26 protein-coding genes and 4 tRNA genes are annotated in these 24,229 nt (G+C 70.5%); 4 read left to right on the top strand and 26 right to left on the bottom strand.

Annotated features, from left to right (window positions below; all coding sequences use genetic code 11):
- Positions 1-238 precede the first annotated feature (238 nt).
- From GA0070612_RS09400 to GA0070612_RS09340, 13 genes are all read right to left on the bottom strand, one after another.
- On the bottom strand, positions 239-928 hold the full coding sequence (locus tag GA0070612_RS09400) for a hypothetical protein (protein WP_088987565.1): 690 nt from the start codon (positions 926-928) through the stop codon (positions 239-241).
- Positions 925-1,815 carry an ABC transporter ATP-binding protein gene (locus GA0070612_RS09395; RefSeq protein ID WP_088987564.1) on the bottom strand — a complete coding sequence of 297 codons (891 nt, stop codon included), beginning with the start codon at positions 1,813-1,815 and terminating at the stop codon, positions 925-927. Before GA0070612_RS09395 ends, GA0070612_RS09400 begins: the two co-directional genes overlap by 4 nt.
- A gap of 80 nt (positions 1,816-1,895) precedes the next feature.
- The gene (rplA, locus tag GA0070612_RS09390) at positions 1,896-2,612 is read right to left on the bottom strand and encodes a 50S ribosomal protein L1 (protein ID WP_088987563.1); all 717 of its coding nucleotides are present in this window, start codon (positions 2,610-2,612) and stop codon (positions 1,896-1,898) included.
- Between the two features lie 78 nt (positions 2,613-2,690).
- The gene (gene rplK, locus GA0070612_RS09385; protein ID WP_088987562.1) at positions 2,691-3,122 is read right to left on the bottom strand and encodes a 50S ribosomal protein L11; all 432 of its coding nucleotides are present in this window, start codon (positions 3,120-3,122) and stop codon (positions 2,691-2,693) included.
- Between the two features lie 186 nt (positions 3,123-3,308).
- Positions 3,309-4,031: a transcription termination/antitermination protein NusG gene (gene nusG / locus GA0070612_RS09380; protein ID WP_088987561.1), complete on the bottom strand. Its 723-nt coding sequence runs from the start codon at positions 4,029-4,031 to the stop codon at positions 3,309-3,311.
- 39 nt (positions 4,032-4,070) lie between these two features.
- Positions 4,071-4,463, bottom strand: coding sequence for a preprotein translocase subunit SecE (gene secE, locus GA0070612_RS09375; protein ID WP_088987560.1), 393 nt, complete (start codon positions 4,461-4,463; stop codon positions 4,071-4,073).
- A 215-nt stretch (positions 4,464-4,678) separates the two neighbouring features.
- Positions 4,679-4,751, bottom strand: a tRNA-Trp gene (locus GA0070612_RS09370).
- Between the two features lie 129 nt (positions 4,752-4,880).
- Positions 4,881-5,273: a MaoC family dehydratase gene (locus GA0070612_RS09365; protein ID WP_088987559.1), complete on the bottom strand. Its 393-nt coding sequence runs from the start codon at positions 5,271-5,273 to the stop codon at positions 4,881-4,883.
- Position 5,274: 1 nt separating this feature from the next.
- The gene (locus GA0070612_RS09360; RefSeq protein WP_088987558.1) at positions 5,275-5,721 is read right to left on the bottom strand and encodes a MaoC family dehydratase N-terminal domain-containing protein; all 447 of its coding nucleotides are present in this window, start codon (positions 5,719-5,721) and stop codon (positions 5,275-5,277) included.
- A 123-nt stretch (positions 5,722-5,844) separates the two neighbouring features.
- Positions 5,845-6,012 carry a 50S ribosomal protein L33 gene (gene rpmG, locus GA0070612_RS09355; protein ID WP_007073056.1) on the bottom strand — a complete coding sequence of 56 codons (168 nt, stop codon included), beginning with the start codon at positions 6,010-6,012 and terminating at the stop codon, positions 5,845-5,847.
- 132 nt (positions 6,013-6,144) lie between these two features.
- Positions 6,145-6,217, bottom strand: a tRNA-Met gene (locus tag GA0070612_RS09350).
- Between the two features lie 24 nt (positions 6,218-6,241).
- Positions 6,242-6,314, bottom strand: a tRNA-Thr gene (locus GA0070612_RS09345).
- 93 nt (positions 6,315-6,407) lie between these two features.
- The gene (locus GA0070612_RS09340; protein WP_088987557.1) at positions 6,408-8,939 is read right to left on the bottom strand and encodes a putative bifunctional diguanylate cyclase/phosphodiesterase; all 2,532 of its coding nucleotides are present in this window, start codon (positions 8,937-8,939) and stop codon (positions 6,408-6,410) included.
- A 1,274-nt stretch (positions 8,940-10,213) separates the two neighbouring features.
- Here GA0070612_RS09340 and GA0070612_RS33005 point away from each other — a divergent pair.
- Positions 10,214-10,615 (top strand): DUF6082 family protein, encoded by a 402-nt coding sequence (locus GA0070612_RS33005; protein ID WP_408630561.1) that lies wholly within the window; start codon positions 10,214-10,216, stop codon positions 10,613-10,615.
- A 351-nt stretch (positions 10,616-10,966) separates the two neighbouring features.
- On the opposite strand, the gene GA0070612_RS32080 is transcribed toward GA0070612_RS33005, so the two are convergent.
- The gene (locus tag GA0070612_RS32080) at positions 10,967-11,209 is read right to left on the bottom strand and encodes a site-specific integrase (protein ID WP_088987556.1); all 243 of its coding nucleotides are present in this window, start codon (positions 11,207-11,209) and stop codon (positions 10,967-10,969) included.
- A 217-nt stretch (positions 11,210-11,426) separates the two neighbouring features.
- Positions 11,427-11,510: transfer RNA gene (locus GA0070612_RS09325), tRNA-Tyr, on the bottom strand.
- Between the two features lie 147 nt (positions 11,511-11,657).
- On the opposite strand from GA0070612_RS09325, the gene GA0070612_RS09320 reads away from it, so the two are divergent.
- Positions 11,658-12,152, top strand: coding sequence for a YajQ family cyclic di-GMP-binding protein (locus GA0070612_RS09320; protein ID WP_088987555.1), 495 nt, complete (start codon positions 11,658-11,660; stop codon positions 12,150-12,152).
- Between the two features lie 132 nt (positions 12,153-12,284).
- Positions 12,285-12,923, top strand: coding sequence for a class I SAM-dependent methyltransferase family protein (locus GA0070612_RS09315; protein WP_088987554.1), 639 nt, complete (start codon positions 12,285-12,287; stop codon positions 12,921-12,923).
- 36 nt (positions 12,924-12,959) lie between these two features.
- Here the strand turns inward: GA0070612_RS09315 and GA0070612_RS09310 are convergent, their stop codons facing one another.
- From GA0070612_RS09310 to GA0070612_RS09265, 10 genes are all read right to left on the bottom strand, one after another.
- Positions 12,960-13,358 carry a hypothetical protein gene (locus GA0070612_RS09310; protein WP_157742446.1) on the bottom strand — a complete coding sequence of 133 codons (399 nt, stop codon included), beginning with the start codon at positions 13,356-13,358 and terminating at the stop codon, positions 12,960-12,962.
- Between the two features lie 155 nt (positions 13,359-13,513).
- Positions 13,514-14,041 (bottom strand): dihydrofolate reductase family protein, encoded by a 528-nt coding sequence (locus GA0070612_RS09305; RefSeq protein ID WP_088987552.1) that lies wholly within the window; start codon positions 14,039-14,041, stop codon positions 13,514-13,516.
- A 165-nt stretch (positions 14,042-14,206) separates the two neighbouring features.
- The gene (locus GA0070612_RS09300; RefSeq protein ID WP_088987551.1) at positions 14,207-15,466 is read right to left on the bottom strand and encodes an MFS transporter; all 1,260 of its coding nucleotides are present in this window, start codon (positions 15,464-15,466) and stop codon (positions 14,207-14,209) included.
- Positions 15,467-15,612: 146 nt separating this feature from the next.
- Positions 15,613-16,488 carry a zinc metalloprotease HtpX gene (gene htpX, locus GA0070612_RS09295; RefSeq protein ID WP_088987550.1) on the bottom strand — a complete coding sequence of 292 codons (876 nt, stop codon included), beginning with the start codon at positions 16,486-16,488 and terminating at the stop codon, positions 15,613-15,615.
- 125 nt (positions 16,489-16,613) lie between these two features.
- Positions 16,614-18,101 (bottom strand): NADH-quinone oxidoreductase subunit N, encoded by a 1,488-nt coding sequence (locus tag GA0070612_RS09290; RefSeq protein ID WP_088987549.1) that lies wholly within the window; start codon positions 18,099-18,101, stop codon positions 16,614-16,616.
- Positions 18,098-19,606: a complex I subunit 4 family protein gene (locus tag GA0070612_RS09285; protein ID WP_088987548.1), complete on the bottom strand. Its 1,509-nt coding sequence runs from the start codon at positions 19,604-19,606 to the stop codon at positions 18,098-18,100. Before GA0070612_RS09285 ends, GA0070612_RS09290 begins: the two co-directional genes overlap by 4 nt.
- A complete protein-coding gene (locus tag GA0070612_RS09280) occupies positions 19,603-21,534 on the bottom strand; it encodes an NADH-quinone oxidoreductase subunit 5 family protein (protein WP_088987547.1) in 1,932 nt (643 codons plus the stop codon). The genes GA0070612_RS09285 and GA0070612_RS09280 overlap by 4 nt, the downstream gene beginning before the upstream one ends.
- A complete protein-coding gene (gene nuoK / locus GA0070612_RS09275) occupies positions 21,531-21,893 on the bottom strand; it encodes an NADH-quinone oxidoreductase subunit NuoK (protein WP_088987546.1) in 363 nt (120 codons plus the stop codon). Before nuoK ends, GA0070612_RS09280 begins: the two co-directional genes overlap by 4 nt.
- On the bottom strand, positions 21,890-22,450 hold the full coding sequence (locus tag GA0070612_RS09270) for an NADH-quinone oxidoreductase subunit J family protein (RefSeq protein WP_088987545.1): 561 nt from the start codon (positions 22,448-22,450) through the stop codon (positions 21,890-21,892). The genes nuoK and GA0070612_RS09270 overlap by 4 nt, the downstream gene beginning before the upstream one ends.
- A 25-nt stretch (positions 22,451-22,475) precedes the next feature.
- Positions 22,476-23,084 (bottom strand): NuoI/complex I 23 kDa subunit family protein, encoded by a 609-nt coding sequence (locus GA0070612_RS09265; RefSeq protein ID WP_088987544.1) that lies wholly within the window; start codon positions 23,082-23,084, stop codon positions 22,476-22,478.
- A gap of 94 nt (positions 23,085-23,178) precedes the next feature.
- On the opposite strand from GA0070612_RS09265, the gene GA0070612_RS09260 reads away from it, so the two are divergent.
- Positions 23,179-23,754, top strand: coding sequence for a Uma2 family endonuclease (locus tag GA0070612_RS09260; protein ID WP_088987543.1), 576 nt, complete (start codon positions 23,179-23,181; stop codon positions 23,752-23,754).
- On the opposite strand, the gene GA0070612_RS09255 is transcribed toward GA0070612_RS09260, so the two are convergent.
- Positions 23,735-24,160 (bottom strand): ester cyclase, encoded by a 426-nt coding sequence (locus tag GA0070612_RS09255; RefSeq protein WP_088987542.1) that lies wholly within the window; start codon positions 24,158-24,160, stop codon positions 23,735-23,737. The genes GA0070612_RS09260 and GA0070612_RS09255 overlap by 20 nt on opposite strands.
- Positions 24,161-24,229 lie beyond the last annotated feature (69 nt).

Genomic DNA, 24,229 nt, shown 5'->3' with positions numbered 1-24,229 from the left:
GGGCGAGGGCCGGCGGATCGTCACGGTCGGCGGACCATGCTCACTGCCGAGTTACGCTTGCCGCCCTGCGCGGGTCGCCCGTTGTCGCGGGACCTTCGACCGCGCCGAAGCACGGTGACCAGCGGTCTCTGGGTGGTTCGACATCCATGAGAACACGGATGACTGTTGAAGAGTACGCGCCCAGGTCACCAGCACCAAATCGCGCCGGGTGAGCCACGTCACCGGCACCGACGCAGGGTCAGCCCTGGGCCCGCCGTCGCCACAGATAGCCGCCGACGACCGCGGCGCTCCAGGCCACCGCCCACAGGGTCAGCCCCAGCAGGCTGAGCGCGGCGGCGTCGCCTCCGGTGGCCCGGGCGGCGGCCATGATCGGCGGTGCCAGCCAGGGAACCACCGAACCGCTCAGGCCGAGCACCACCGCGCCGACGCCGCCGAGGGCCAGCACCGCGACGCCGTACCCGGCCCCACCCACGGACGCCCGACTGGCCAGAGCGCCGAGGGCGACAGCAGCGGGTACGGCCACCAGGTGCGCCCACAGCCCCAGCGCGAGCCCGACCGGGATCGACCGGTCCCCCGGCTCGACCGGGCCGGAGACCCCGCCGACCAACCACGGGAACAGCAACCCGACGCCCACCGTCACCAGCGCTGCCACGCCGGCCGCGAGGAGGCCCGCCAGCCGCTCGCGGGCCACCCCGACCGCCACCTGTGCCAGCCGGCGCTGCACGTCCGGCTCCACGTCCAGGAGGATCTTGGTCTGCCAGGCGATGACGGGGAAGAGGACCACGGCCGAGACGCCGTACGCCTCCGCCGGCTGGGCACGACCGCCGCCGTAGAGGAGGCCGAGCGTGACGAGGCCGGCGAGCAGCGGCGCGATCGCGCGGCCGGTCCGCAGGAAACCCGCCAGCCGCATCCGGATCAGGGCGTTCACCGGGCCTCCCCCGCCGCCGGCCCGACCGCCGCGTCGGTGGCCGCCGGTTGCTCCGCTGTCGACTCCCCGACCACCTGTGACGACGGGTCGGCGGGTCGGGCGGCACCGGCCTCCGGAAGCGGCTCGGCGGGTCGCGCCGGCGGCACGGCGGTGGGGGCGTCGACGCGTACCCGCAGAATGTGGTGCCCCTCGGCGCGCAACCGGGCGACGGTGCCGGCGGCCCGCGCGGCCGGCACCGCGACCTCGACCACCGCGAGCGTCCCGTCCTCGACGGACGTCTCCTCGGTCAGCGCCCCGTCGGCCACCAGCCAGCGGCGTGCGGCCGGCAACCGGACCGTCTCGCCCCGGTGGTCACTGACCAGAACTGACCCCCCGGCGGCGAGCACCTCGTCGATCAGCTCGGGCACCAGCTCGCGGGTGGCGGCGTCCAGCCCCTCCCACGGTTCGTCGAGCACCAGCAGCCCTGGAGGGCACAGCATCGCCTGGGCCAGGCCCACCTTCTGCGCGGTGCCCTTCGACAGCTCCGGCAGACGGACCGAGCGGAAGGCGGACAACCCGAGCCGGTCGATCCAGGAACCCACCGCCTCGTCGGCCGCCGCCCTGCCCAACCCGGCCACACGGGCCATCCCGGTCAGGTAGCGGGCCACTGTGAACGGCTGGTCGGCCGGGAAACGCTCCGGCACCCAGCCCACCCGCGCGGGCCGGTCGGCGACCCGGCCGCGGCCCGGTCGGAGCACCCCGGCCGCCACCTGAAGCAGCGTGGACTTGCCCACCCCGTTGCGGCCCAGCACGACCGCCACCTCGCCCGGACCGATCCGCACGTCGACGCCCCGCAGCACCCACGGCCCCCGCCGGTGGTACCGCAACCAGACGTTCTCCAGTCGCATGGCGTCGAGCCTGCCACACCTGGAACGCGCCGGGGCGCCGCCACGACTGTGGCGGCGCCCCGGCGGAGCGAACTGTCGGCTCAGGCCTCGGCCGAGTCCTCACGGAGGTTCTTCACCAGGTTCGGGTCGACCGGGACACCCGGGCCCATCGTGGTGGTGAGGATGACCTTGCGGAGGTACTTGCCCTTGGCCGCGGACGGCTTGGCACGCAGGACCTCGTCGAGCACCGCGGCGTAGTTGTCCACCAGCTGGTTCTCCGTGAAGGAGGCCTTGCCGATGATCAGGTGCAGGTTGGAGTGCTTGTCCACCCGGAAGGTGATCTTGCCGCCCTTGATGTCCTGCACCGCCTTGGTGACGTCCATGGTCACCGTGCCGGTCTTCGGGTTCGGCATGAGACCGCGCGGGCCCAGGATCCGCGCGATCCGGCCGATCTTGGCCATCTGGTCCGGCGTGGCGATCGCCGCGTCGAAGTCGAGCCAACCACCCTGGATCCGGGCGACCAGCTCGTCGGTGCCCACCTCGTCAGCACCCGCCGCGGCGGCCTCTTCGGCCTTCGCGCCGCCGGCGAACACGATCACGCGGGCGGTCTTACCGGTGCCGTGCGGCAGGTTGACCGTGCCGCGGACCATCTGGTCCGCCTTGCGGGGGTCGACGCCGAGGCGCATGGCGACCTCGACCGTGGCGTCGAACTTGACGTTGGTGGTCTCCTTGGCCAGCTTCACGGCCTCGGCGGGGGTGTAGAGCTTCGACCGGTCGATGACGTCGGCGGCCTTGCGGTAGCTCTTGCTGCGCTGCATTGCTGATTACTCCTGTGGTCTCTGGCGGGCCGCTCGGCGCGGGCCCTCCCACGGTCGGGTCGACGGCCTGGGCCGACGTCAGTCGTTGACGGTGATGCCCATCGACCGGGCGGTGCCGGCGATGATCTTCTCGGCCTGCTCGATGGTGTTGGCGTTGAGGTCGGCCATCTTCTTCTCGGCGATCTCACGGAGCTGGCCGCGGCTGACCGCGCCGACCTTGTCGGACTGCGGAACACCCGAGCCCTTCTGCACACCGGCGGCCTTGAGCAGCAGCCGGGCGGCGGGCGGGGTCTTCAGCACGAAGGTGAAGGACCGGTCCTCGTAGACGCTGATCTCGGCGGGGACGATGTCGCCCCGCTGGGACTCGGTCTGCGAGTTGTAGGACTTGCAGAACTCCATGATGTTCACGCCGTGCTGGCCGAGCGCGGGGCCGACCGGCGGGGCCGGCGTGGCCTGGCCCGCCGGCAGCTGAAGCGTGAACGTCTTGACGAGCTTCTTCTTCGGAGGCATGTCACTTCCTGGGGCTTGGAGCTGGGAAAATGCGGCTGTCGCCGCCCTCGGAGCGCGCACGGTCAGCGCGGTGCGACAGCGGCGACATTCAAGAGTAGCGCAGGCCGCAGCCCACTCGTCCGCCGAGGTCGAGCGGGAGGGCTACGCCGACGTCGGCGGCGGGCCGGGCCCGCCGCCGACGACCAGTCAGATCTTGGCGACCTGGTTGAAGTTGAGCTCCACCGGAGTCTCGCGACCGAAGATCGAAACCAGCACCTTGAGCTTCTGCTGGTCGGCGTTGATCTCGCTGATCGTGGCCGGCAGCGACGCGAAGGCGCCGTCGGTGACGGTGACGGAGTCGCCCACCTCGAAGTCGAGGACCTTGATCTCCGGCTTCGCCTTCTTCTGCTCGGTCTCGACGGCCGGCGCCAGCCACTTCAGCACCTCGTCGAGGGAGAGCGGGGCGGGCCGGTCGGCCCGGTCGGTCGCGCCGACGAAGCCGGTCACACCCGGGGTGTTCCGGACACACGAGTAGGACTCGGCGGTCAGCTCCATCCGGACCAGGATGTAGCCCGGGAAGACCTTGGCCTGGATCTGGGAACGCTTACCGTTCTTGACCTCGACCTCTTCCCGGGTCGGCACCTCGACCTGGTAGATGAAGTCCTCCATGTCGAGGCTCGTGATCCGGGTCTCGAGGTTGGTCTTCACCTTGTTCTCGTAGCCGGCGTACGAATGCACCACATACCAGTCACCGGGCGCGTAACGCAGCTTCTGCCTCAGCTCGGCGACCGCGTCGTAATCCTCGTCCGGTGCGGGCTCGGTGGTGGGGAACTCCGGCTCGCTGGCGGCCTCAACCGACTCGTCACCAGCCGCCGTCGCGACCGTGGACTGCTCGTCCACCGGTCCGGCGGTCTCGTCGTACTCAGGCACGCTCGCTCACTTCCGTCACTATCGGCTGGAGGCAGCCGGTCAGTCCGAGTTGCCGAAGACAAACAGCACGACCTTGGCGAAGCCGTAGTCCAGCACACCGACGATCGTCAGCATCACCGCGACGAACGTCACCACCACGGCGGTGTAGGTCAGCAACTCCTTGCGGGTCGGCCAGATGACCTTACGCAGTTCGGCTACGACCTCGCGGAAGAACCGCGCGATGCGGCCGAACACGCCCACCCGACCCGTTTCCGACCGGGTGGCCGGCCGGCTGTCCGCCGATTCCGCCCGCGCGCGCGACCGCGTGGCGGTGCCGCCCCGGGAAACCGGCTCGTCCGCGCCGGTGGCGTCGTCGTCGGCTACGTCGTCGACGACCTCGTCATCCAGACGATCGTCGCCGGCGTCCTCGCCGTGCCGCTTGTTGTCGGCCACTTCGCCCTCCGTCGCGGAATCTCGGGTCGCACGCCAGGGCGGCGTACGCGGCGCTGGTCACGCCGGCCGGGCCCAACCGTCCCGCGACGGGCCGCGGCCGGTGGATCATCCGGAGGGCCCCGATTGCCTCGGAACCACCCCGCCGATGCCACCACCACGGGCCGGACGCCGCCATGGTGGCGGCGCGACCCACGGGAACGGTCAGGCCTGAGGCGCAGGGGTGACAGGACTTGAACCTGCAGCCTGCGGTTTTGGAGACCGCTGCTCTGCCAATTGAGCTACACCCCTATGTGGCAACACTCGCCCCACGCGGCCACAGACGACCGAGCAGGGGTCACTTGCCCCACGGCGGACCAGTGTACGGGTAGCCCCCCGACTTTCCCAACCGGTCTCCTCGCCACGCGTGGCGAGGAGGGTTCAGCCTGCCGTACGGATCGTCGCCCGGGCCTGCGAGAGCACCTTCTCGCCCAGGCAGGTCGCTGTCACGTCGAGGCGGGTCAAGCCGTCCTCGGTGACCTCACGGACCCGTGCGGTCACCTCGATCTCGGTGCCCTGGTCGTCGTCGGGCACCACCACCGGTCGGGTGAACCGAACGCCGTACTCGACCACCGCGTCCGGCGCGCCGGCCCACTCGGTGACCGCCCGGCCGACCAGCGCCATGGTGAACATGCCATGGGCGATCACCCCGGGCAGACCTACCTTGGTGGCGACCCGGTCACTCCAGTGGATCGGGTTGAAGTCACCCGAGGCGCCGGCGTACCGCACCAGGTCGGCGCGGGTCACCCGGAACGTCTTGGCGGGAAATTCCATCTCAGGCCTCCCCGCGAATGACGTACCTGGCCCAGACGGCGACCACCGGTTCCCCGCCGACGGTGCTCACGTCGGTGCGCGTGGTCAGAAAACCGTGCCCACCCCGGGTGCTGACGTCCTCGATCGTGTTCGTGCAGACCAGCTCGTCGCCCGCGACCACCGGCCGGGTGTACGCGAACCGCTGGTCGCCGTGCACCAGGCGGCTGTAGTCCACGCCCAGGTCCGGGTCCTCGATGATCTGACGGCTCGCGGCCATCGTGACGATCACCGGAAAGGTCGGCGGGGCCACCACGTCGCTGTGCCCCAGCGCCCGCGCGGCGTCCGGGTCGTGATGAGCCGGGTCCGTGGCACCGATGGCACCGGCGAACTCACGGATCTTTTCTCGGCCCACCTGGTAGGGGGCGGTCGGCGGATAGGTCCGGCCGACGAAGGAAGGGTCCAGAGGCATGCCGCGAACCTACACGGAAAGCACAATCGCCGATCTGATCGGCAGGCGGCAGCGGAGCCGCGCCATACCGGTCAGATCGGCGATGGGAACGTTCGACAGCGGCCGGCGCGAAGCCGGCAGCGATCAGCGGGTCTCGCGGTGGACCGTGTGCCGACCGTCACGCGGGCAGAACTTCTTCAGCTCGATGCGGTCGGGGTCGTTGCGCCGGTTCTTGCGCGTGATGTAGTTGCGCTCCTTGCACTCCACACACGCCAAAGTGATCTTCGGCCGGACATCGGTAGCCTTCGCCACGGCGGAGTGCCTTCCTCGCTAACGGAAACAACTACGACGCGCCAGCCTAGACGCTGACAGCGCGGACATGCAAAGTGGGCGCCAGAAGCGCCCATTCTTACGACCACCGGCAACGAGCCCGGAAGACGAGAGTAGCGGTGGCCGGACTTGAACCGGCGACACAGCGATTATGAGCCGCTTGCTCTACCATCTGAGCTACACCGCTGCGATGGGTCCAGCTGAACCCTCGAGCCCCCTTACGGAATCGAACCGTAGACCTTCTCCTTACCATGGAGACGCTCTGCCGACTGAGCTAAGGGGGCCTGCGCGATCTCCCCGTGGGGCGCGCAGGAGTAAGAGTACACGGCCCGGCTCGACAGGTGAAATCGGATCCCCGGTGATCGTCCGCGCCCTGGTCAGGGCACCACTCGCAGGCGCGGAAGCTCCCCCTCGGCGGTCGCCTCCGGCTCGACCTGGGCACCGAACCAGGCGGCCAACCGCTCGTACGGCAGGGGCCTGCTGAACAGGAAGCCCTGCCCGATCTCACAGCCGATGTCCTGGAGGAGTTCCAGCGTCAGCTCGCTCTCCACGCCCTCGGCGACCACGGCCAGGCCGAACTGCTGGGAGAGGGTCACCACGGCGTTGACGATGGCCAGGTCCCCCGGGTCGGTGGCCATGCCCTGCACGAAGGAGCGGTCCACCTTCACCTCGTGCACCGGCAGCCGGCGCAGGTGCGCCAGGGACGAGTCGCCCGTGCCGAAGTCGTCCACCGACAACCGGACGCCGAGGTCGCGCAGCCGCTGCAGGGTCGGGATGGGCCGGTCAGTGCCGTCCAGGACCCCCGACTCGGTGATCTCCAGGGTCAGACGCTGCGCCGGCACCCGATATTCGCTCAGCAGCTCCTGCACCCGGTCCGGGAAGTGCTGGTCGGTGAGCGTCCGGGCCGCGAGGTTGACCGCGATCGGCAACGGCTGGTCGGCCAGCGCCCAGTCCCGACTGCGGCGCAGCCCCTCGCGGAGAACCACCTCCGTGAGCCTGCTCAACTGGCCGGTGTGCTCGGCCACCGCCACGAAGTCCTCGGGAGCCACAGTGCCGTGCGTCGGGTGCTCCCAACGGGCCAGGCACTCGACACCCACGAGGCGCCGGTCGCGAAGGGTCACCTTCGGCTGGAAGTAGACCTCCAACTCGTTGTCGTCCAGCGCCCGGCGCAGATCGCCGGCCAGGCCCAGCCGGCGCAGCGACCGGGACTCCAGCGCCGGGTTGAACAGCTGCACGCTGCCCGGCACCGACTTGGCGGCCGTGGCCGCCAGGTCGACCCGCAGGAGCAGGGTCGCCGCGTCGCTTCCATGATCAGGGTGTACGGCCACCCCGACGGCGGTGTTCACGTCCAAAGTGAGCGCGTCGAAGACCATCTCGTCGCGGATCTGGTCACGTAGGTGGGCGGCCAACTCCAGCGCGGCCTCGGCGCTCTCCAGGCGTAGCGTCACCAGGAACTCGTCCCCACCCGCCCGGCCGACCAGAGCCGACGACGGCGCGCTGGCCCGCAACCGGCTGGCCACCTCGGCGAGGACCTTGTCTCCGGCCGCGTGACCGAGGGACTCGTTGACCTGACGCAACCCGTCGACGTCGAAGAGCAGCAGCGCCACCACCTCGCCCGGGGCAGCGATCTTGAAGGCTTCCTCGAGCGCGCCGATGATCCGCCGCCGGTTGGGTAACCCGGTCAACGTGTCGTGGTACGCGTCGTGCCGCAACCGGTCGACCAGCCTCGAGTTCTCCAACGCGACGGCGACGTGGGCGGCCACGGTCTCGAAGACCGGGATGTCGGCGGCCGTGAAATGGCCGACGTCACTGAGCCGGTTGACCACTTCGAGGGTGCCGATGACCGCCTGACCCGACCGGAGTGGGACCACGATGACGTCTTTCACCCGGTCCTTGCTGAGCGCCCTACGGATCTCCTCGTCCTCCTCGAAGGCCCGACCGGCGGCCAGTGTCCGGCCGGACTGCCGGGCACGTTCGCGAACGATGGAGGGAGTGAGCGCGACATCGAGTAGGCCACGGTCGTCGAGCCGGGCGCTCAGCAGGACCTCGGGGTGGCGACCCTGGGCCGGCAGCCAGAGCGTGGCGTACTCGGCCTGCATCAGCGCGCGGACCCGGTCCAGCAGCGCGTCGACCAGGCCGCCCTCCTGGCCGCTCTCGCTGATGGCCCGGGTCAGCTCGTACATGTTCCCGAGCGTCCGGTGCTGGCGGAGGAACTGAGCGTAGGACCGGTAGACCAGGACGACCGCGATCGCCAGCACGGCAATCAGGAGCACGGACCACAGGTTGGACTCGATCGCCATCAGGATCACCAACCCGACGACGCTGTTGATCGCGCAGATCATCTGCGGAGCCGTGCCGTTGCGTATCAGCTCCCACCCCGCCTGCCACCCGTGCAGCAGAGTGATTACCGCACTGATGGCTGCCAGCGAGACCAGGCTGTTGACACTCACCACCGCGAAGAGGACAGCCCACGTCTTGGGGCCGACCTCGTCACCGATCGGAGGTAGCGCCAGTAGGACGACTCCCGCCAGAGAGGCGGCGACCGCTGCCCTGGCGAGATTGAACCAGACCTTGGGGGCGCTGAGGCGCCGACGAAGCTGACCGATCAGAGCGGCCAGGACGGCGATGAGTACGACCGTCAGAGGTGGTAGGTAGAAGAAGGCCAGGAGCAGCGGGATCTCGATGACGATGACCTCGAGCGCCTGGCGACGCACCACGATCTGTAGCACCTGCGTGCTGGCAGCCACCATGACAGCGAAGATGACCACCGCCGCGAGGATGTTGCCCGGAGGTGGGGGCCCTGCCAGCGCCAGGACGAGTGAGCAGACGATGGCCAGCACCGCCAGCGGACCCGTGATCAACCAAGCCTGCTCGTTGGACCTACGGGTCGGGGGTGAGCCAGGCTTCATTCCGCTCCCTCGCTGGGTGGTGCGGAGCGGGACTATCGGGAGACAGCGACGCCCTCGTCAACGGCCGAAGCCCCCCACGAGAAGTCGAACTGTTGAAAGTCCGTCGTTGCGCCGAGGAAGGAACCCGCGAACGCGACCGCGGCCACGAACGCGAGGGCGGCGCGAAGGCGGCGAGGCGTCCGTCCATACATCAGCGTGCTCCTGTCGGGGGGTCAGAACAAGAATCAGTGCCCCTGATCGTGCCACAGTCGAAACCACCCGCAAAGCCCACGTACGGCCGATCGGCATGGCCGACCGGGCGAGCGGCGACGCCAGTTGACCGCCGTGTAATAACGCGCAGACAGAGCGTCTACGCAACGCGATCTTCAACTTCCCATCGGCACATAGTGCGGCTTCCAGCCAAGGCCGCGAATCGGAAGTTTGCCCTTGCTGGCCCAGAGGCGACAAATCGCTCGACCCCTAGCTCCTTAGGTCCAAGGAGAGCCCATCCGGGCCCTGCGGATGTGAAGCCTGCGGACCGACGTGCGTGGGCCGCGAGCTTCGCAACCCCTGACCCCCTACGTACCCCCGAGGGTGAGAGTAGCTGGTATCTCCCCGCCGGAGGAGCCTGGGACACAGAGAATCTGTTCGATCCACTGAGGCGAGATCTCGCCGGGAGGACCGGGCCGGGAGGGGACGACCGAGCCCGGTGGGCACCCGGCACGCGCCTCCGACCCGACGGCCTTCTCCGGCGCCCAGTCCATCGTCGACAACGCCGACCCGATCGCGGTCGCGTCCCGACGTCGCGCTGCCGCCGCTGGCGACATCGGCCGGGTCAGGGAAGAGTCCGCCCCAGCCACCGGCCGGGTTGCTTCCGTTGCGGCGAACGGCCGGCATCCGGGCGGAAAGCCGCCGTCTGGTCATCGGGGGTACGACGCTCCGCAACAATGCCGCCACTCAGGGAACCTTCTTACGATTCTGGTCGATGAGCGGCCCAATCGCCGCGATTCGCCGAACGAATTCATCGAAATGCCTGACGCTTCTCATACGCGTCGTCGACGTCCCTCGACAAGAGAGGCGAAGTCCGGGTTACCGCCAGCCGGAATTCCGCCCGGACCTCCGCGGAGAGAGCTCCCACTCCTCCCAGGCGGCGGCGAAGTGACCGCCGCCGGCCGCTCGTTGAAGTACGCGACGCCGGGGCAGAGGCCTCGACCCAACTGCGTGGGCGGCCCAGATCTCCCCCGGGAACGTCGTGAAGCCAACCGGAACGGTGACAGGTGGAGGAACCTGACCTGATGCCGTGGCACCGGGCTGGAACCGGCCGAGTTCCCAGTACGTCTGCGGCCGGGTGGACTCCTCCAGGAAGTAGCCGAACTGTAGCCCTCGACGATGCCGAACTGCTGGGGGTTGTAGCACCAGCAAACTCCGGAGGTCCGACATCACGGGAGCAGCTTTATGCAAACATGGTGATGGGTTACTGGTATCGCACTTGGATCATTGGTGAACTAAGCGAAAGCGACTTAGAGCATAACCTCGAACGCCTCTTCACCGGCCAAGTCGGCTATGAATATTGGCAGGAAGTCCGAACCATCTGGGCGAAGGACAAAACAAGAGCAAGGTCTCGATTTGTTCAATTAGTTGACGGAATCTGGACGTCAGCAGAGTGCCCGGACCCAACAAGATCCTCGGCGGAATGATCTAAGCCATTACGTATCGGCGGGCGATGGTCAACCCCGATCAGCGCGAGCGCCGCTCGCCAAGACTCGATTCTTGATCGGCGCACCAAGGTCGAGAGCAGCTAAACCAGAGACGCTCGACCGAGCGCGTCGCCAATCTTGTCGTTCATGGTGTCGTCTCCCCCGTCGATCCAGTTGGCGTAGACCCGGAGCAGGACGGCGACGCCGTGGCCAAGGCGCCCGGGCCACCTCGGTCGGCGGGGCGCCGGCGTTCAGCCAGGGTGAGGCCGCCGCGTGCCGCAGGTCGTACGGCCGGCGTACGAGCGGCGAGGCGACCTGCGATTCGGTCAGCGACTTCTCGCGAGCGAGCTTTCACCACCGGTGGTCGAAGTCCGCGCCGCAGTCGGCGCACAGTCCGGAAAGGTCGCAGTCCTCCCGCCGCAGGTCCGCAGCTTCAGAGGGACTCATCCCGGCGTAGTAGAGACAGCCGAAGAAGGCGGTGTCCTTGTCGGCGCGCTTGCCGAGAGACTTCACCGCCTCCATCAGAGTGGCGACCTGGGCAGGGCGAGCCGCCACCCCCCGGTTGCTGGACTGCGCGACCTTGGGGCGATCCATTCGACCGGTCGACCGAGTTAGAGCATCAACCGGTCGCTCCAGGTGCCGGTTCGCGCCAGGCGGGCAATTGAGCGTTCTCAGCCCCGGAGTAGCTCTGAGAGGCAAGATCGACCTGCCCACAACCAGTCGTCAACCGCTGGGCTCAGCCGGACTCCACCGGACAAACAACAACGGCCCCTGATCAGCATCTCTGCTGGTCAGGGGCCGTGTCTGCACCTGGTGGCGGGTAGAGGATTCGAACCTCTGAAGCTTTCGCGACGGATTTACAGTCCGCTCCCATTGGCCGCTCGGGCAACCCGCCAGGGCACCCCACCGCGTCGTAACGCGGCGGCGGAAGCAAGGATAGCGGCTCCACCCGGCACCCGCGCAACCGGGTACGGTCAGGGGGTCGTGCCGCTGGTTGGCGGCCGACGGCAGGCCCAGACCGCCGGACAGCAGGAGCAGAAACATGGCAGCGAACCCGTCGTTCGACATCGTGAGCAAGGTTGACCGCCAGGAGGTCGACAACGCCCTTCGGCAGGCGGAGAAGGAACTTGCGACGCGGTTCGACTTCCGCGGCACCGGTGCCGAGATCTCCTGGTCCGGTGAGGAGGCGATCGGCCTTCAGGCGGAGACCGAGGAGCGTGTCCGTGCCGCGCTGGACGTGTTCAAGGAGAAGTTGGTCAAGCGGAACATTTCGCTGAAGTCACTGGACGCCGGCGAGCCGCGCCCGTCCGGCAAGATCTTCAAGATCGACTGCAAGGTCATCCAGGGCATCGAGACGGACAAGGCCAAGGCGATCAGCAAGAAGATCCGCGACGAGGGCCCCAAGGGCGTGCAGGCCCAGATCCAGGGCGACCAGCTGCGGGTCACCGGCAAGAAGCGGGACGACCTCCAGGCGGTCATCGCACTGCTCAAGGGCGAGGACTTCGGCGTCGCCCTCCAGTTCAACAACTACAGGTAGGGCGGGGACCGCCGGCCCGGTAAGGGCGCTGCCGAGGCACACCGCCACTCCTGGTCGTCGTTGGTCGGCCGATCGGCCTCCGACGGCCCGCCGCAGCCTCGGTGTGAGCTTCGGCCTGGCAACGTTGCCCACATGAGCGCCCAGACATACTGGCAGGCGTGGCATGAGCCCTATGCCGATGAAACGTCTCCGCTGTCGCGTCGACTGCGCCTGGTGCAGCAGCACATCGCGTCGTGGCTTGAGCAGCGTTCCGACGAGCGGCTGTCCGCGGTGAGCGCGTGCGCGGGGCAGGGCCATGACCTCATTGGCGTCCTCGCATCGAGGTCTGATGCTCAACGCGTACACGCGACCCTTCTTGAGTACGACGCGGGCAATGTGGTGGCCGCTCAGGCCGCCGCCGCTCAGGCCGGAATCCCCACCATCGCGATCAGGCAGGCAGACGCGGGCCGGCTGTCGTCGTACGCGGGGGTGGTTCCGGCCGACCTGCTGCTCATGGTCGGGGTCTTCGGCAACATCTCGGACGCCGACGTAGAGCGGACCGTTGCCGCCCTACCCCAGGTCTGCGCCGAGGGCGCCACCGTGATCTGGACCAGGACGCGGCGCGAGCCGGACCTGACCCCGGCGGTACGGGGGTGGTTTCGGGATGCCGGCTTCGTGGAGCAGGCATTCCACGCTCCGGACGGCGTCCGATTCTCTGTCGGCGTTCACCGTTTCGACAGCGCTCCGCAGCCCCTGGAACCTGCGGGAACCCTCTTCACGTTCCTGCGTTGACGCCGGCACGTCGCTGCCCCGAGATCCGCCGACCGACTACATGGCAGATCGAGTCACCGACCGCCAAGCGTCGAAGGCCCAACCGAGGTCCGCCGAGTGCGTGTCTGTGAAGACCGTCTTGAGGTACGTCTCGTCGGTGAAGGTGTAGCCGTGAAGGGTCGACTCGACATCGCCGTCGTGGTGGTAGACCCAGGCGGCACGATGACCGATCCCGTCCCGGCCCCCCTCACCCAGCTTGACCGTGAGGGCTGGCGGTAGTTCAGCGTCGAGCGAGGCGATGATGTCGACCCCATCGGCACACCGCCATGAAGCACCCGGCACGACCAGGATCCTGCGGCCGGGCGCACACCAGGTTGTCCCGCCGTCTGTGGCGCGCTCAGCCGTCCAGTCACCGTGGAGGTCGATCGACCACCCATCACCCACATCCCGCCGCACGGCTCAATACTGCATCGGCAGTGTGCGCGGGACGCCGACGCGACCGCCCGCGCCGGCCGCTCGTCACCAAGCTCCGCGCAAGGCGCAAGGCGCAGGGCGCGAGGCGCGGGGCACGAGACGCAGGACGTGGGGTGAGAGGCCGAAGGAGAGCGGGCTCAGTAGGCGACGCGGTACCAGTGTTCGGTTTCGCCGGGCAGTGGCACCAACCGCACCGTGGCGCCGCCCGGGTGGTCGAACATGCGCACCCCGTCGCCGAGCAGCACCGGGGCGAAGAACATGAGGACCTCGTCGAGCAGCCCGGCTTCGATGCACTGCTTGGCAACGTTCGCGCCGAGGACGTTGACGTACTTGTCCCCGGCGGCCTCCTTGGCTTGGGCGACGGCGGTGTGCAGGTCACCGACGAACGTGACGTCCGCGGGTGGCTCGGCCGGTGGGCGGTGGGTGAGGACGAACACCGGCCCGTGGTACTGGCCGCCGAAGGCACCTTCGCTGTCGGTGCCGCGGTTCGGGTCGTCGCCGCCGAAGGTGCCGTTGCCGGCCAGGATCGCGCCGACACTGTGCAGGAGGCGGTCCGCCGTCGGGTTCTCACCCCCGAGGTGGTCCGTCAGCCAGGACATGTCGCCGCCGGGGCCGGCGATGTAGCCGTCGAGGGACGCCGTCGCCGAGTACAGAACCTTGGCCATCAGCCCAGGGTACGGCGGACCGCACTGATTCGTTGATGTCGGGCTAACTCCGCGCTGAGACAGCCCGACATCGAGGAAGCCGAGTGGATCAGGCCGACCGGAAACGGCGAGTGGATCAGGCCGACCGGGAACGCGAGTGGATCAAGCGGCGGAAATCCGGGCGGGTCAGGCGGGGACGGGCTGTTCGGCGCGTACCGCCGTGGTTTCCGCACGGGCGATGGGCCCGGCGGGGAGCGCGGCGACCCCGGCCGCGACGGCCACCGCCGCTCCGGCGAACAGGAACGCCCAGCGGACGCCGCCGGCGTGGTCCACGATCAGGCCGGCGACCGAGCCACCGGCCGCGCTCGCCGCGACGGCCACGGTGACGACCCAGGTGTACGCCTCGTTCAGCATGCCGGCGGGGGCGATCCGGCCGACGAGGGTGTTCTCCAGGGTCAGCGCGGGCGCGATGGTGGCTCCGCCGACGACCAGCGCGACGCCCAGGGCCAGTGGGGTGGGCATCACCGAGAACACCGCGAAGGTGCCGGCGAGGGCGGCGAGGAGCAGGGCGAACTGGCGGGTCATGTTCGGTGCCGGCTTGCGGACGCCGAACCAGACGCCGCCGGCGGCGCTGCCGAGCCCCCAGACCGCGAGGAGGAGGCCGGCGAGGCTCTCCGGGTCGTCGGTGGTGTGGCCGCTCGCGTAGGCCGGGACGATCACGCCGGCGGCGCCGAACGCGATGCCCAGCCCGGCCACGCAGACCAGCAGGGCCGGGAATCCGGCGACCCGCAGCGGCCCGAGGCCCCGGGCGTGGTGCTCCTTGGGGTGCGGCTGCCAGCCGCGCATGACCTGGCCGAGGGCCACCGCGGTGGTGCCGGCCAGGGTGACCACTGCCGCGCCGATCAGGGCGGCTGCCGCGTCGGCGACGAGGACGAAGCCGGCGACCAGCAGCGGGCCGAGCACGAAGACGATCTCGAAGAGCGTGGTCTCTGCGGCCAGTGCGGTGTTGCGGAGGGCGTACCGGCCGGAGTGGGGGCCGGTCAGGTCGTTCCAGGCGCCTCGGATGGCGGCGGTGAGCGGCGGGTACGTGGCACCGGCGACGCCGCTGGCGAGGTAGATGACGGCCAGGGCGTCGTCGCCCGAGCGGCTGGCCAGCAGCAGCCCGGTCAGCGCCAGAGGGTGGGCCACGGCGGTGACCAGCAGGACGGGGCTGGGGCCGACCCGGTCGGCGATCCGTCCGGCCACCGGGCTGAGTGCGGCACCGGCCACGGCGTAGATCCCGCCGGCCACGGCGGCCAACGAGTATCGGCCGGTCACCTGCTCGACCACCAGGAGCAGCGCCAGCGGGGTCATGCCGATCCCGAGCCGCCCGATGATGCCGGTGACCAGCAGCATCGGCGCACCGGGGATTCGCCAGACTCCCAGGTACTGACGCAGCGCGACCACGGTGGACCTCCTGAGGATGTAATGAGCGTGGGCCGTTTACGACCCTAACGCCCCGGGTGCGACGGCTGACAGCGGTTATCGGCTCCGACACAGCACTCCGCCCGTACCCGGGCGACCGGATACGGGCGGATGCGTCGATCAGTGGGTCAGCGCTGGAACTGCACCGGCCCGGAGTTGCGGGCCATCTGCTCCAGCCGGGCGACCCGGTCCTCCATCTTCGGGTGCGTGGCGAACAGCGCCGCCACGCCGCCACCCCGGAACGGGTTGGCGATCATGAGGTGCGCGGTGCTCGTGAGCTGCCCCTCGGCCGGCAGCGGCCGACGCCGGGCCACCGCGTCGATCTTGCGCAGTGCGCTGGCCAGGGCCAGCGGGTCGCGGCTCAGCTCAGCGCCCGAGGCGTCCGCCTGGAACTCGCGGCTCCGGCTGATCGCCAACTGGATCACGGTGGCCGCGATCGGGCCCAGGATCAGGGTCAGCAGCAGGACGGCCGGGTTCGGCCGGTCCTCGTCGTCCCCGCCGCCGATCGGGATGAAGAAGGCGAGGTTCGCCAGCAGCGTGATGATGCTGGCCAGGCCCGCCGCCACGCTGGAGATCAGGATGTCCCGGTTGTAGACGTGGGACAGCTCGTGCCCGATCACACCGCGCAGCTCGCGGTAGTCGAGGATCTCGGTGATGCCCTGGGTCACGCAGACCGCCGCGTGCTGCGGGTTACGACCCGTGGCGAACGCGTTGGGCTGTGCCGTCGGGCTCACGTAGAGCCGGGGCATCGGCTGCCGGGCGTCGGCCGCCAACTCCCGCACCATCCGGTACAGCTCGGGGAACTGCGCCTCACTGACCGGTTGCGCCCCCATCGAGCGCAGTGCGATCTTGTCGGAGTAGAAGTAGGAAACGCCGTTCATGACCAGCGACACGACGACAGCGATGACCAGACCACCACTGCCGCCGAACCAGTAGCCCACCGCGAGGATCAGGGCGCTGAGCAGGCCAAGCAGCGCTGCGGTCTTCAGACGGTTGTGGTGCACGATCTCTCCTTCGGTGCACGGATCGCCGGGATCCGCTGACCGGTGTAACAACCCGGTACCCGCCAACCATCCGTTACAACGCTGAGAGTTGACTGAGACTGCGCCGCAGGTCAGGTCGGGTCGGATCAGCGGCCGGCGACGTCGAGTACCAACTGCGGGGCGACGCCGAGCACCACGGCGGCCACCGTCGCCACCGCCAGCACCACGGCCACCACACCCACCACGGGTACGGCGGCAGCGCCGCCGCCACTCGCGGTGGCCGGAGACGACGGCGTCCAGAGGGCGGCGGTCACCCGCAGGTAGTAGGCGAGCCCGATCACGGCGTTCAGTGCCACCACGAGCGCCAGCCAGGCCGCACCGCCATCCAGTAGCGCCCGGACCACCGTCACCTTCGCGAACAGGCCGGCGAGCCCCGGTGGCAGGCCGGCCAGGCCCACCAGCGCGAGACCGAGCGCCGCGGCCCGCCACGGGTGTCGGCGGGCCGCCCCGCGCAGGTCGTCGAGCGTGCCGCCGTCGGCACCGGTCGGGCGCAGCGCGGTCACCCCGGCGAACGCGGCCAGTTCCAACACCACGAAGAAGACGGCGTACGCCACAGCGGCGGCGTACGCGGCGGACCGGGCGTCGTCGGTGCGGCCGGCGGCCAGCGCCAACGCCCCCAGCGGGGCGAGGATGTAACCGGCCTGCGCGACGGACGACCACGCGAGCAGCCGGACGGTACGCCGCTGACGCAGGGCGACCAGGTTGCCGACGGTCATCGTGAGCACCGCGAGGACGGCGAGCACCGGACCGGTCTGGTCCGCCGGCAGGGCGCGCTGCACCACGGCGAGCAGGGCGACCAGGCCACCCAGCTTCGACGCGGTGGACAGGTACGCGGCCACCGGCAGCGGCGCGCCGTCGTAGGTGGCCGGCGCCCACGCGTGGAACGGCACCGCCGCCACCTTGAAGGCCAACCCGACCAGCAGGAGCGCCACCGCCGCGGTGGTCAGTGGCAGGTCCCGCAGCTCCGGCCGGTCGGCGAGCAACGCGCCGAGCCGGTCCAGGTGCAGCCCACCGGTCACCGCGTACAGCAGGGCAGCGCCGAGCAGGGTCAGCGTGGTGGCGACCACGCTGACCACGAAGAACGTCACCGCCGCCTCGGCGCTGGCGAGACTGCCCCGACGCAGGCCGACCAGCACGTACAGCGGCAGGGTCAGCGTCTCCAGGGCGACGATCAGGGTGATCAGGTCACCGGCCGCGCCGAGCACCACGCCGCCGGTCATCGAGCAGGCCAGCAGGAAGCAGTATTCCCCCACCGGCGAGCGCCCGGCCCGTAGCGCGGGCACGGACAGCCCGAGCACCCCGAGGGTGAGCAGCGCGACCACCACGCCGATCAGGGCGGCCCGACCGCCGAAGATCCAGGAGCAGTCGGCGCCGACACAGAAGGTACGCCGCTCACCGCCCGCGCCGACCACTGCCGAGCCGACGGCGGTGCCGAGCGCGCCCAGGGCGGCCGCCACGATCGTGGCCCGTGGCCGGGCGAGGATCAGGTCGGTGAGGAGCACGAGTACGGCGGTGCCGGCGGCCAGGTAGGCCGGGAGCAACGCGACGCTGTCCACGCTCTGCACACCAGTCATGGGAGGACCACCCCGATCAGGGCGTCGACGGGGGCCTCGGCGACGCCGAGGACCAGCGCCGGGGCCAGCCCGATGGCCAACGCGAGCAGCACCAGCGGCACCCAGGCGGTCAACTCCGCACCGGCCAGGCCGGGACCGACCGGCCCGACGGCGGGGCTCGGACGGTTGTGGGTGACCTGGCGCAGCAACCGCAGGAAGTACGCGGCGGTGAGCGCACCGCCGACCGCCGCCAGCACCCCGAGGGTGGTCCACAGCGGGCCGCCCACCTGCACGGCAGCGATCACCGCGAACGCCTCACCCCAGAAGCCCGCCAGCCCGGGCAGGCCGAGCGAGGCGACAGCCGCGAAGGCGAGCAGACCGGCCAACCGGGGCGCGGTCTCCCGCAGCCCGGACAATTCGGCGAGAGCACCGGTGCCGGTGCGGTCCTTCACCGCACCGGCCAGGAAGAACAGCAGACCGGTGATCACACCGTGCGCGACGTTGCCGATCAGGGCCGCCTGGATGCCGGTGGTGGTCAGCGTGGCGACTCCCAGCAGCACGAAGCCCATGTGCCCCACGCTGGAGTACGCGATGAGCCGCTTCACGTCGACCTGGGCCAGGCACACCAGCGAACCGACCAGGATCGCCGCGACGGCCAGCACGCCGAGCGCCGGCGCCGCCCAGCGGGCACCCTCCGGCGCCACCCCCACCGCCACCCGGATCAGGCCGTACGTGCCCATCTTCAGCAGCACACCGGCCAGCACGACACTGCCCACGGTGGGTGCCTGGGTGTGCGCGTCGGGCAGCCAGGAGTGCAACGGCCACAGCGGGCTCTTCACCGCGAACGCCACCGCGAGCAGTGTGAACGCGGCCAACTGGGTGCCCCGGGACATCCCCGCGCCACCCGTCAGCGCCACCAGGTCGGCGGTGCCGGCGGCGGCGACCACGACGTACACGCCGACCAGCAGCAGCACCGAACCGAACAGCGTGTAGAGGGCGAACTTCCGGGCCGCCCGGCGGCGCTCCGCGCCACCCCAACCGGCGATGATCGCGTACATCGGGAGGAGGACGACTTCGAAGAAGAGGAAGAACAGCACCAGGTCCAGGGCGAGGAACGTGCCCAGGATGCCCACCTCGACCACCAGCAGCAACGCGACCAGCGCCCGGCCGCTGCCGCCGTCGGGCACCCGCCACATCGTGTACGCGCAGCACAGCAGCGTGAGCAGCGCGGTCAGCACCACCAGCGGCCACGAGATGCCGTCGACGCCGAGGTGGAAGCGCAACTCCAGACCGGGCACCCACTGCAGGTCCAGTTGGTGCCACGGACGCACCGCCGGGGCGTCGGCCGACCAGGCGGCCCAGCCTCGACCGCCGAACACCAGCGGCACCGCGGCCAGCAGGGTCAGCGCCGCAGCGACGGTGCCGACCAGCCGGGCCGCCCGATCCCGAGGGATCGCCGCAACCGCGACCGCGCCGAGCGCCGGCACCGCCAGGACAGCGACCAGCAACACCTGCCCGAACGTCACCGGACCACTCCGATCACGGCGGCGGCCAACCCGATCAGCAGTGCGCCGGCCAGCACGCCGGCGGCGGCCCGGGGCAGCGCCGCCCGGTGCAGCGCGGCCAGCCCCGCGCCCAGCGCGGACGCGGCCCGACCGCTGCCCTCGACAGCGCCGTCCACCACCACCTCGTCGGTCGTACGCGTGGCGCGGGCCAGCGCCCGGACGGGGCGTACGACAAGTGTGTGCTGGACGTCGTCGAGCCGGAACGCGCCGGCGAAGACCGGCCGCAGCGGACCCAGCGTGGTCGCCGGGTCGGCGGTCGGATCCCGCCGCCAGCGCAGCGTCACCAACCCGGCGCCGACCAGCAGCAACACGAGCGGCAGCACCAGCCCCGGCCCGACGTGGACCAGACCGTCCTCGGAGCCGGCCACCGGCACTGTGGGGAAGCGCAGGCGGTCGGCGAACGCCCCGACGAAGCCGGCCAGACCGAGCAGAGCGGCGGGCACGGCGAGCAGCAGCACCGGCCAGCGCAGCGCGGCCGGCGGATCGTGCGGTCGGACCAGCGGCAGGCGGGGTGCGCCGAAGAAGACGCGCAGCAGCAACCGGCCGGCGTACCAGGCGGTGATCGCCACGCCGAGCAACCCGGCCAGCCACACCAGCCAGCCCACCCAGGACGGCGCCGGCCCGGTGCCCTCCAGGGCCGCCGACTCGGCCACCGTCAACACGCCGTCCTTGCTCCAGAAGCCGGCGAACGGCGGCACCCCGGCCAGCGCGCCCAGGCCCACCACAGTGCACCAGAACGTCACCGGCATGCTCCGGCGCAGCCCGCCCATCTCCGACATCAGAGTGGTGCCGACCGCGTGGATCACCGCGCCCGCGGCGAGGAACAACAGCGCCTTGAACGCGGCGTGGGTCAGCAGGTGGAACAGCGCCGCCGACGGGGAGCCGACGGCCAGCGCACCCGTCATGTAACCCAGTTGGGACACCGTCGACCAGGCCAGCACCCGCTTGATGTCGTCCTGCGCGGTCGCGGCGAGCGCGCCGAGCAGCACCGTGATCGCGCCGACCACCCCGAGCACCGTCAGCGTCACCGGAGCGGCGGTGAACAGCGGGTAGAGGCGGGCCACCGCGTACACCCCGGCGGCGACCATCGTCGCGGCGTGGATCAGCGCGGAGATCGGCGTCGGACCGGCCATCGCGTCCGGCAGCCAGGTGTGCAGGGGGAACTGCGCGCTCTTACCGGCGACCCCGGCGAGCAGCAGCAGACCGGCCGCTGTCAACGTCGCGCCGGAGTGGTCGTGGGCGAGCACGTCGGCGATCCGGAAGCTGCCCGTCGACACACCCAGCAAGGCGATGCCGAGCAGGAACCCGACGTCACCGACCCGGGTCACCAGGAACGCCTTCATCGCCGCGGCGGGCGCGCCAGGCAGTCGGCGGTCATGGGCGATCAGCAGGTACGAGCAGAGGCCCATCACCTCCCAACCGACCAGCAGCATGATCAGGTCCCCGGCGACCACCACCAGCAGCATGGCGCCCGTGAAGAGGCTGATCTGGGCAGCGTACGGGGGGTAGCGGTGGTCGACGTCGATGTCGTCGTGCGGGCCGCGCCGCAGATACCCGATCGAGTAGACCTGCACGGCCAGGGCGACAGCCGTGACCGCCACCGCGACCAGCGCGGCGGCGCCGTCCAGCCGTACGCCGAGGGTCACCGCCAGCCTGCCGACGTCGACCCAGGTCGTCGAGGTCTCCGTCGGCCCGTCGACGGTCAGCAGCAGCGCAACGGCCAACGCCAACGCACCGGCCGCACCGGTCACGCCGAGCGCGACGGCAACCTGCCGGGCCCGGGCGCCGCCGGTCGTGTCGTCGCGACGCGGGGCCGCCGGCAGCAGCAGACCGACCAGGCCGGCGGTGATCGGGACGGCGGGCAGCAGCGCCCCGAGCAGCCCGGTCACCGGCTCGCCTCCGTGTCCAGGACGGCCGTGTCGCGCCCGTCGGCGGTCCGCGCCGGCTCGGTCAGCGGCACGTCGTCGACAGCAACCGTGGCCCGCAACCGGTAGAGCTGCAGGACGATGGCCAACCCCACCCCGATCTCGGCGGCGGCGAGGACGATCACGAACAGCGCGAAGACCTGCCCCGAGTGCGGGAGCACGGCACGGGCGGTGGTGTCCGCGGTGACCAGGATCAGGTTGACCGCGTTGAGCATCAACTCGACCGACATCAGCACCAGCACCGCGTTGCGTCGGCGCAGGACGCCGTAGACGCCCAGCCCGAACAGCAGCGCGGCGGTGACGTACGGGATGACGGGCCTCACCGGCGCCCCCCGGGCTCCGCGTCGGTCAGCTCGGTGGGCGCCGCCGTCGCGCGGCCGGGCGGACGGCCGATGTCCGGCCGGGACAGCACGATCGCGCCCACCAGGGCGGACAACAGCAGCACGGAGAGCACCTCGAACGGCAGCACCCAGGACTGGAAGATCTGCTCCCCCAGCCGCTCGGCGGTGCCGGCGTCGGGCAGCGCGACGGTGCTCCAGCGGTACGCGTCGACGAGCAGCGCGGTCAACCCCAGCCCCGCGCCGCCACCGATCAGGGCAGCCGGCCAGCCCGGCCGGTCCAGGTCGTCGGAGGCCCCGATCGGAGCCCGGGTCAGCATCACCGCGAACAACAGCAGGACCACCACCGCGCCCACGTAGATCAGCACCTGCACCCAGGCCACCAACTCGGCGCTGAGCACCAGGAAGTCACCGGCCAACGCGCCCAGGCACACCACCAGGTAGAGGCCGGCACGGACCAGGTGTTTCGTGGTCACCACCAGCACACCGGCACCGACCGCCACCGCGCCGAGGGCGAGCAGCAGCACATCCGCCCCGGTCACCGGAGCACCTCCCCGGTTCCGGCGGTCACGACGCGGGGTCCTGGTCGGCTTCGGGGCGTACCGCTGGAGAAGCCGGACGGGCGGCGGCGGCCTTGCGCGCCGCGGCCGTCTCCTCCTTGGCCGGCTCGCCGTTGGGGTCGTGCGCGGGCGGCGGCGGCACGGTGGCCATCCACTGACCGAGGTGGTCCTTGTCGTGCAGCAGGTCCTTGATGTCGTACTCGGCGTACTCGAACTCCGGCGACCAGTAGAGCGCGTCGAACGGGCAGACCTCGATGCAGATCCCGCAGTACATGCAGAGCGAGAAGTCGATGTCGAACTTGTCCAGTACGTTGCGCTGCCGGGGACGGGCGGCGCCGGGCACCGCCACCTCCTCCTTGTGGGAGTCGATGTAGATGCACCAGTCCGGGCATTCGCGCGCGCAGAGCATGCAGACCGTGCAGTTCTCCTCCGACAGCGCGATCACGCCCCGCGAGCGGGGCGGCAGGTCGGGGGCGACGTCCGGGTACTGCTGGGTGGTCGACCGGCTGGTCATCGTCTTGAGGGTGACCGCCAACCCCTTCACCAGGCCCGCGCCGGGCAGGCCCCCGCGTTCGCTGGCGCCACCGTGCTCGCTGGGGTCGCTCATGTCGACCATCCTGCCCTGTGGCCCCGGCGCGCGCGACCACCACCCACAGGTCCAGGGCGGTACGGTGGTCGTGGGGAGAACGACGCACCTGGAAGGACCTGCCATGACCGCCGCGCTGCAGAGCGACCACCCGCCCGAGAGCGAGTGGACGACTGACGATCTGGATGCGCTGCCCGAGGATGGCCGCCGCCGGGAACTGCTCGATGGAGTGCTGCTGATGTCCCCCTCCCCCACCCGTACCCACCAGAGCATCGCCGGCCGACTCATGGCCGCGCTCGACGAGGACTGCCCCGACGGCTACGACGTGACCCAGGCGGTCGAGGTACGAATCAACCGCACGCGCTCCTTCATCCCCGACGTGCTGATCACCACGGCCGCCGCGGCGGCTCGCGAACCGTCGAAGTACGAGCCGCACGAGGTGGTCGTGGCCATCGAGATCGTCTCGCCCAACACCCGCTCCATCGACCGGGTGTTGAAGCCGGCGCTGTACGCCCAGGCCGGCATCCCCTACTACTGGCGGATCGAGACCGAGGGTGGCGACCTGGAGGTCGTCACCTACCGGATCGACGCGGTGAACGAGGTCTACACCGAGACCGGGCGGTGGACGAAGTTCGTGGACACCGGTGAACCGTTCCCGATCAACCTGCCGATCAGCCGGATCACGCCCCGGGCCCGCTGACGGCCGGTGGGAGCATCTCGACGCCGAGTTGTTGCAGCAACTGGAACAACTCGGTGCAGCTCCACACCTCGACGATCCGGCCGGCCTCGTCGAAGCGCAGGAACGTCGCACCGGAGTAACTGACCACCTGACCGGTCGGCGGCACCGGCCCGAACTGCCCCACGTGGGTGCCGGCCGCCCGCCAGTGCACCGCCACCCGATCGCCGGCCGCCACCACGTCCACGATCTTGTAGCGCAGGTCGGGGAAGGCCGCCCGGCGCTCGCGATGCCAGGCCAACGTCGCCTCCGGGCCGGTGCCGCCCAGCCCCGGGCACTCCTCGGCCACCAGCTCGTACGCCGACTCCTCCCGACGCGCGTTCCACACGTCGGCGATGAACCGCCGGGCCGCCGCCTCCACATCCGTCATGCCGGCGAGGGTATCCGGGCTCACCGCGTCGACCGGCCGGAGATCGGTAAGGATGGGGAGCAGGGCAGC

This window comes from Micromonospora chokoriensis, from assembly GCF_900091505.1.
Classification (GTDB): Bacteria; Actinomycetota; Actinomycetes; order Mycobacteriales; family Micromonosporaceae; genus Micromonospora; species Micromonospora chokoriensis.
Note: the sequence above shows the minus strand (reverse complement) of the source record. Positions and strands in the feature narration are given on the sequence as shown.

What these genes read in the sequence shown, in the direction of transcription:
- GA0070612_RS09395 (WP_088987564.1), bottom strand. Translation starts at nt 1,815, where the DNA reads ATGCGACTGGAGAACGTCTGGTTGCGGTACCACCGGCGGGGGCCGTGG.
- rplA (WP_088987563.1), bottom strand. Translation starts at nt 2,612, where the DNA reads ATGCAGCGCAGCAAGAGCTACCGCAAGGCCGCCGACGTCATCGACCGG.
- rplK (WP_088987562.1), bottom strand. Translation starts at nt 3,122, where the DNA reads ATGCCTCCGAAGAAGAAGCTCGTCAAGACGTTCACGCTTCAGCTGCCG.
- GA0070612_RS09365 (WP_088987559.1), bottom strand. Translation starts at nt 5,273, where the DNA reads ATGGAATTTCCCGCCAAGACGTTCCGGGTGACCCGCGCCGACCTGGTG.
- GA0070612_RS09360 (WP_088987558.1), bottom strand. Translation starts at nt 5,721, where the DNA reads ATGCCTCTGGACCCTTCCTTCGTCGGCCGGACCTATCCGCCGACCGCC.
- GA0070612_RS09340 (WP_088987557.1), bottom strand. Translation starts at nt 8,939, where the DNA reads ATGAAGCCTGGCTCACCCCCGACCCGTAGGTCCAACGAGCAGGCTTGG.
- GA0070612_RS33005 (WP_408630561.1), top strand. Translation starts at nt 10,214, where the DNA reads ATGCCGTGGCACCGGGCTGGAACCGGCCGAGTTCCCAGTACGTCTGCG.
- GA0070612_RS32080 (WP_088987556.1), bottom strand. Translation starts at nt 11,209, where the DNA reads ATGGATCGCCCCAAGGTCGCGCAGTCCAGCAACCGGGGGGTGGCGGCT.
- GA0070612_RS09320 (WP_088987555.1), top strand. Translation starts at nt 11,658, where the DNA reads ATGGCAGCGAACCCGTCGTTCGACATCGTGAGCAAGGTTGACCGCCAG.
- GA0070612_RS09315 (WP_088987554.1), top strand. Translation starts at nt 12,285, where the DNA reads ATGAGCGCCCAGACATACTGGCAGGCGTGGCATGAGCCCTATGCCGAT.
- GA0070612_RS09305 (WP_088987552.1), bottom strand. Translation starts at nt 14,041, where the DNA reads ATGGCCAAGGTTCTGTACTCGGCGACGGCGTCCCTCGACGGCTACATC.
- GA0070612_RS09290 (WP_088987549.1), bottom strand. Translation starts at nt 18,101, where the DNA reads ATGACTGGTGTGCAGAGCGTGGACAGCGTCGCGTTGCTCCCGGCCTAC.
- GA0070612_RS09265 (WP_088987544.1), bottom strand. Translation starts at nt 23,084, where the DNA reads ATGGTCGACATGAGCGACCCCAGCGAGCACGGTGGCGCCAGCGAACGC.
- GA0070612_RS09260 (WP_088987543.1), top strand. Translation starts at nt 23,179, where the DNA reads ATGACCGCCGCGCTGCAGAGCGACCACCCGCCCGAGAGCGAGTGGACG.
- GA0070612_RS09255 (WP_088987542.1), bottom strand. Translation starts at nt 24,160, where the DNA reads ATGACGGATGTGGAGGCGGCGGCCCGGCGGTTCATCGCCGACGTGTGG.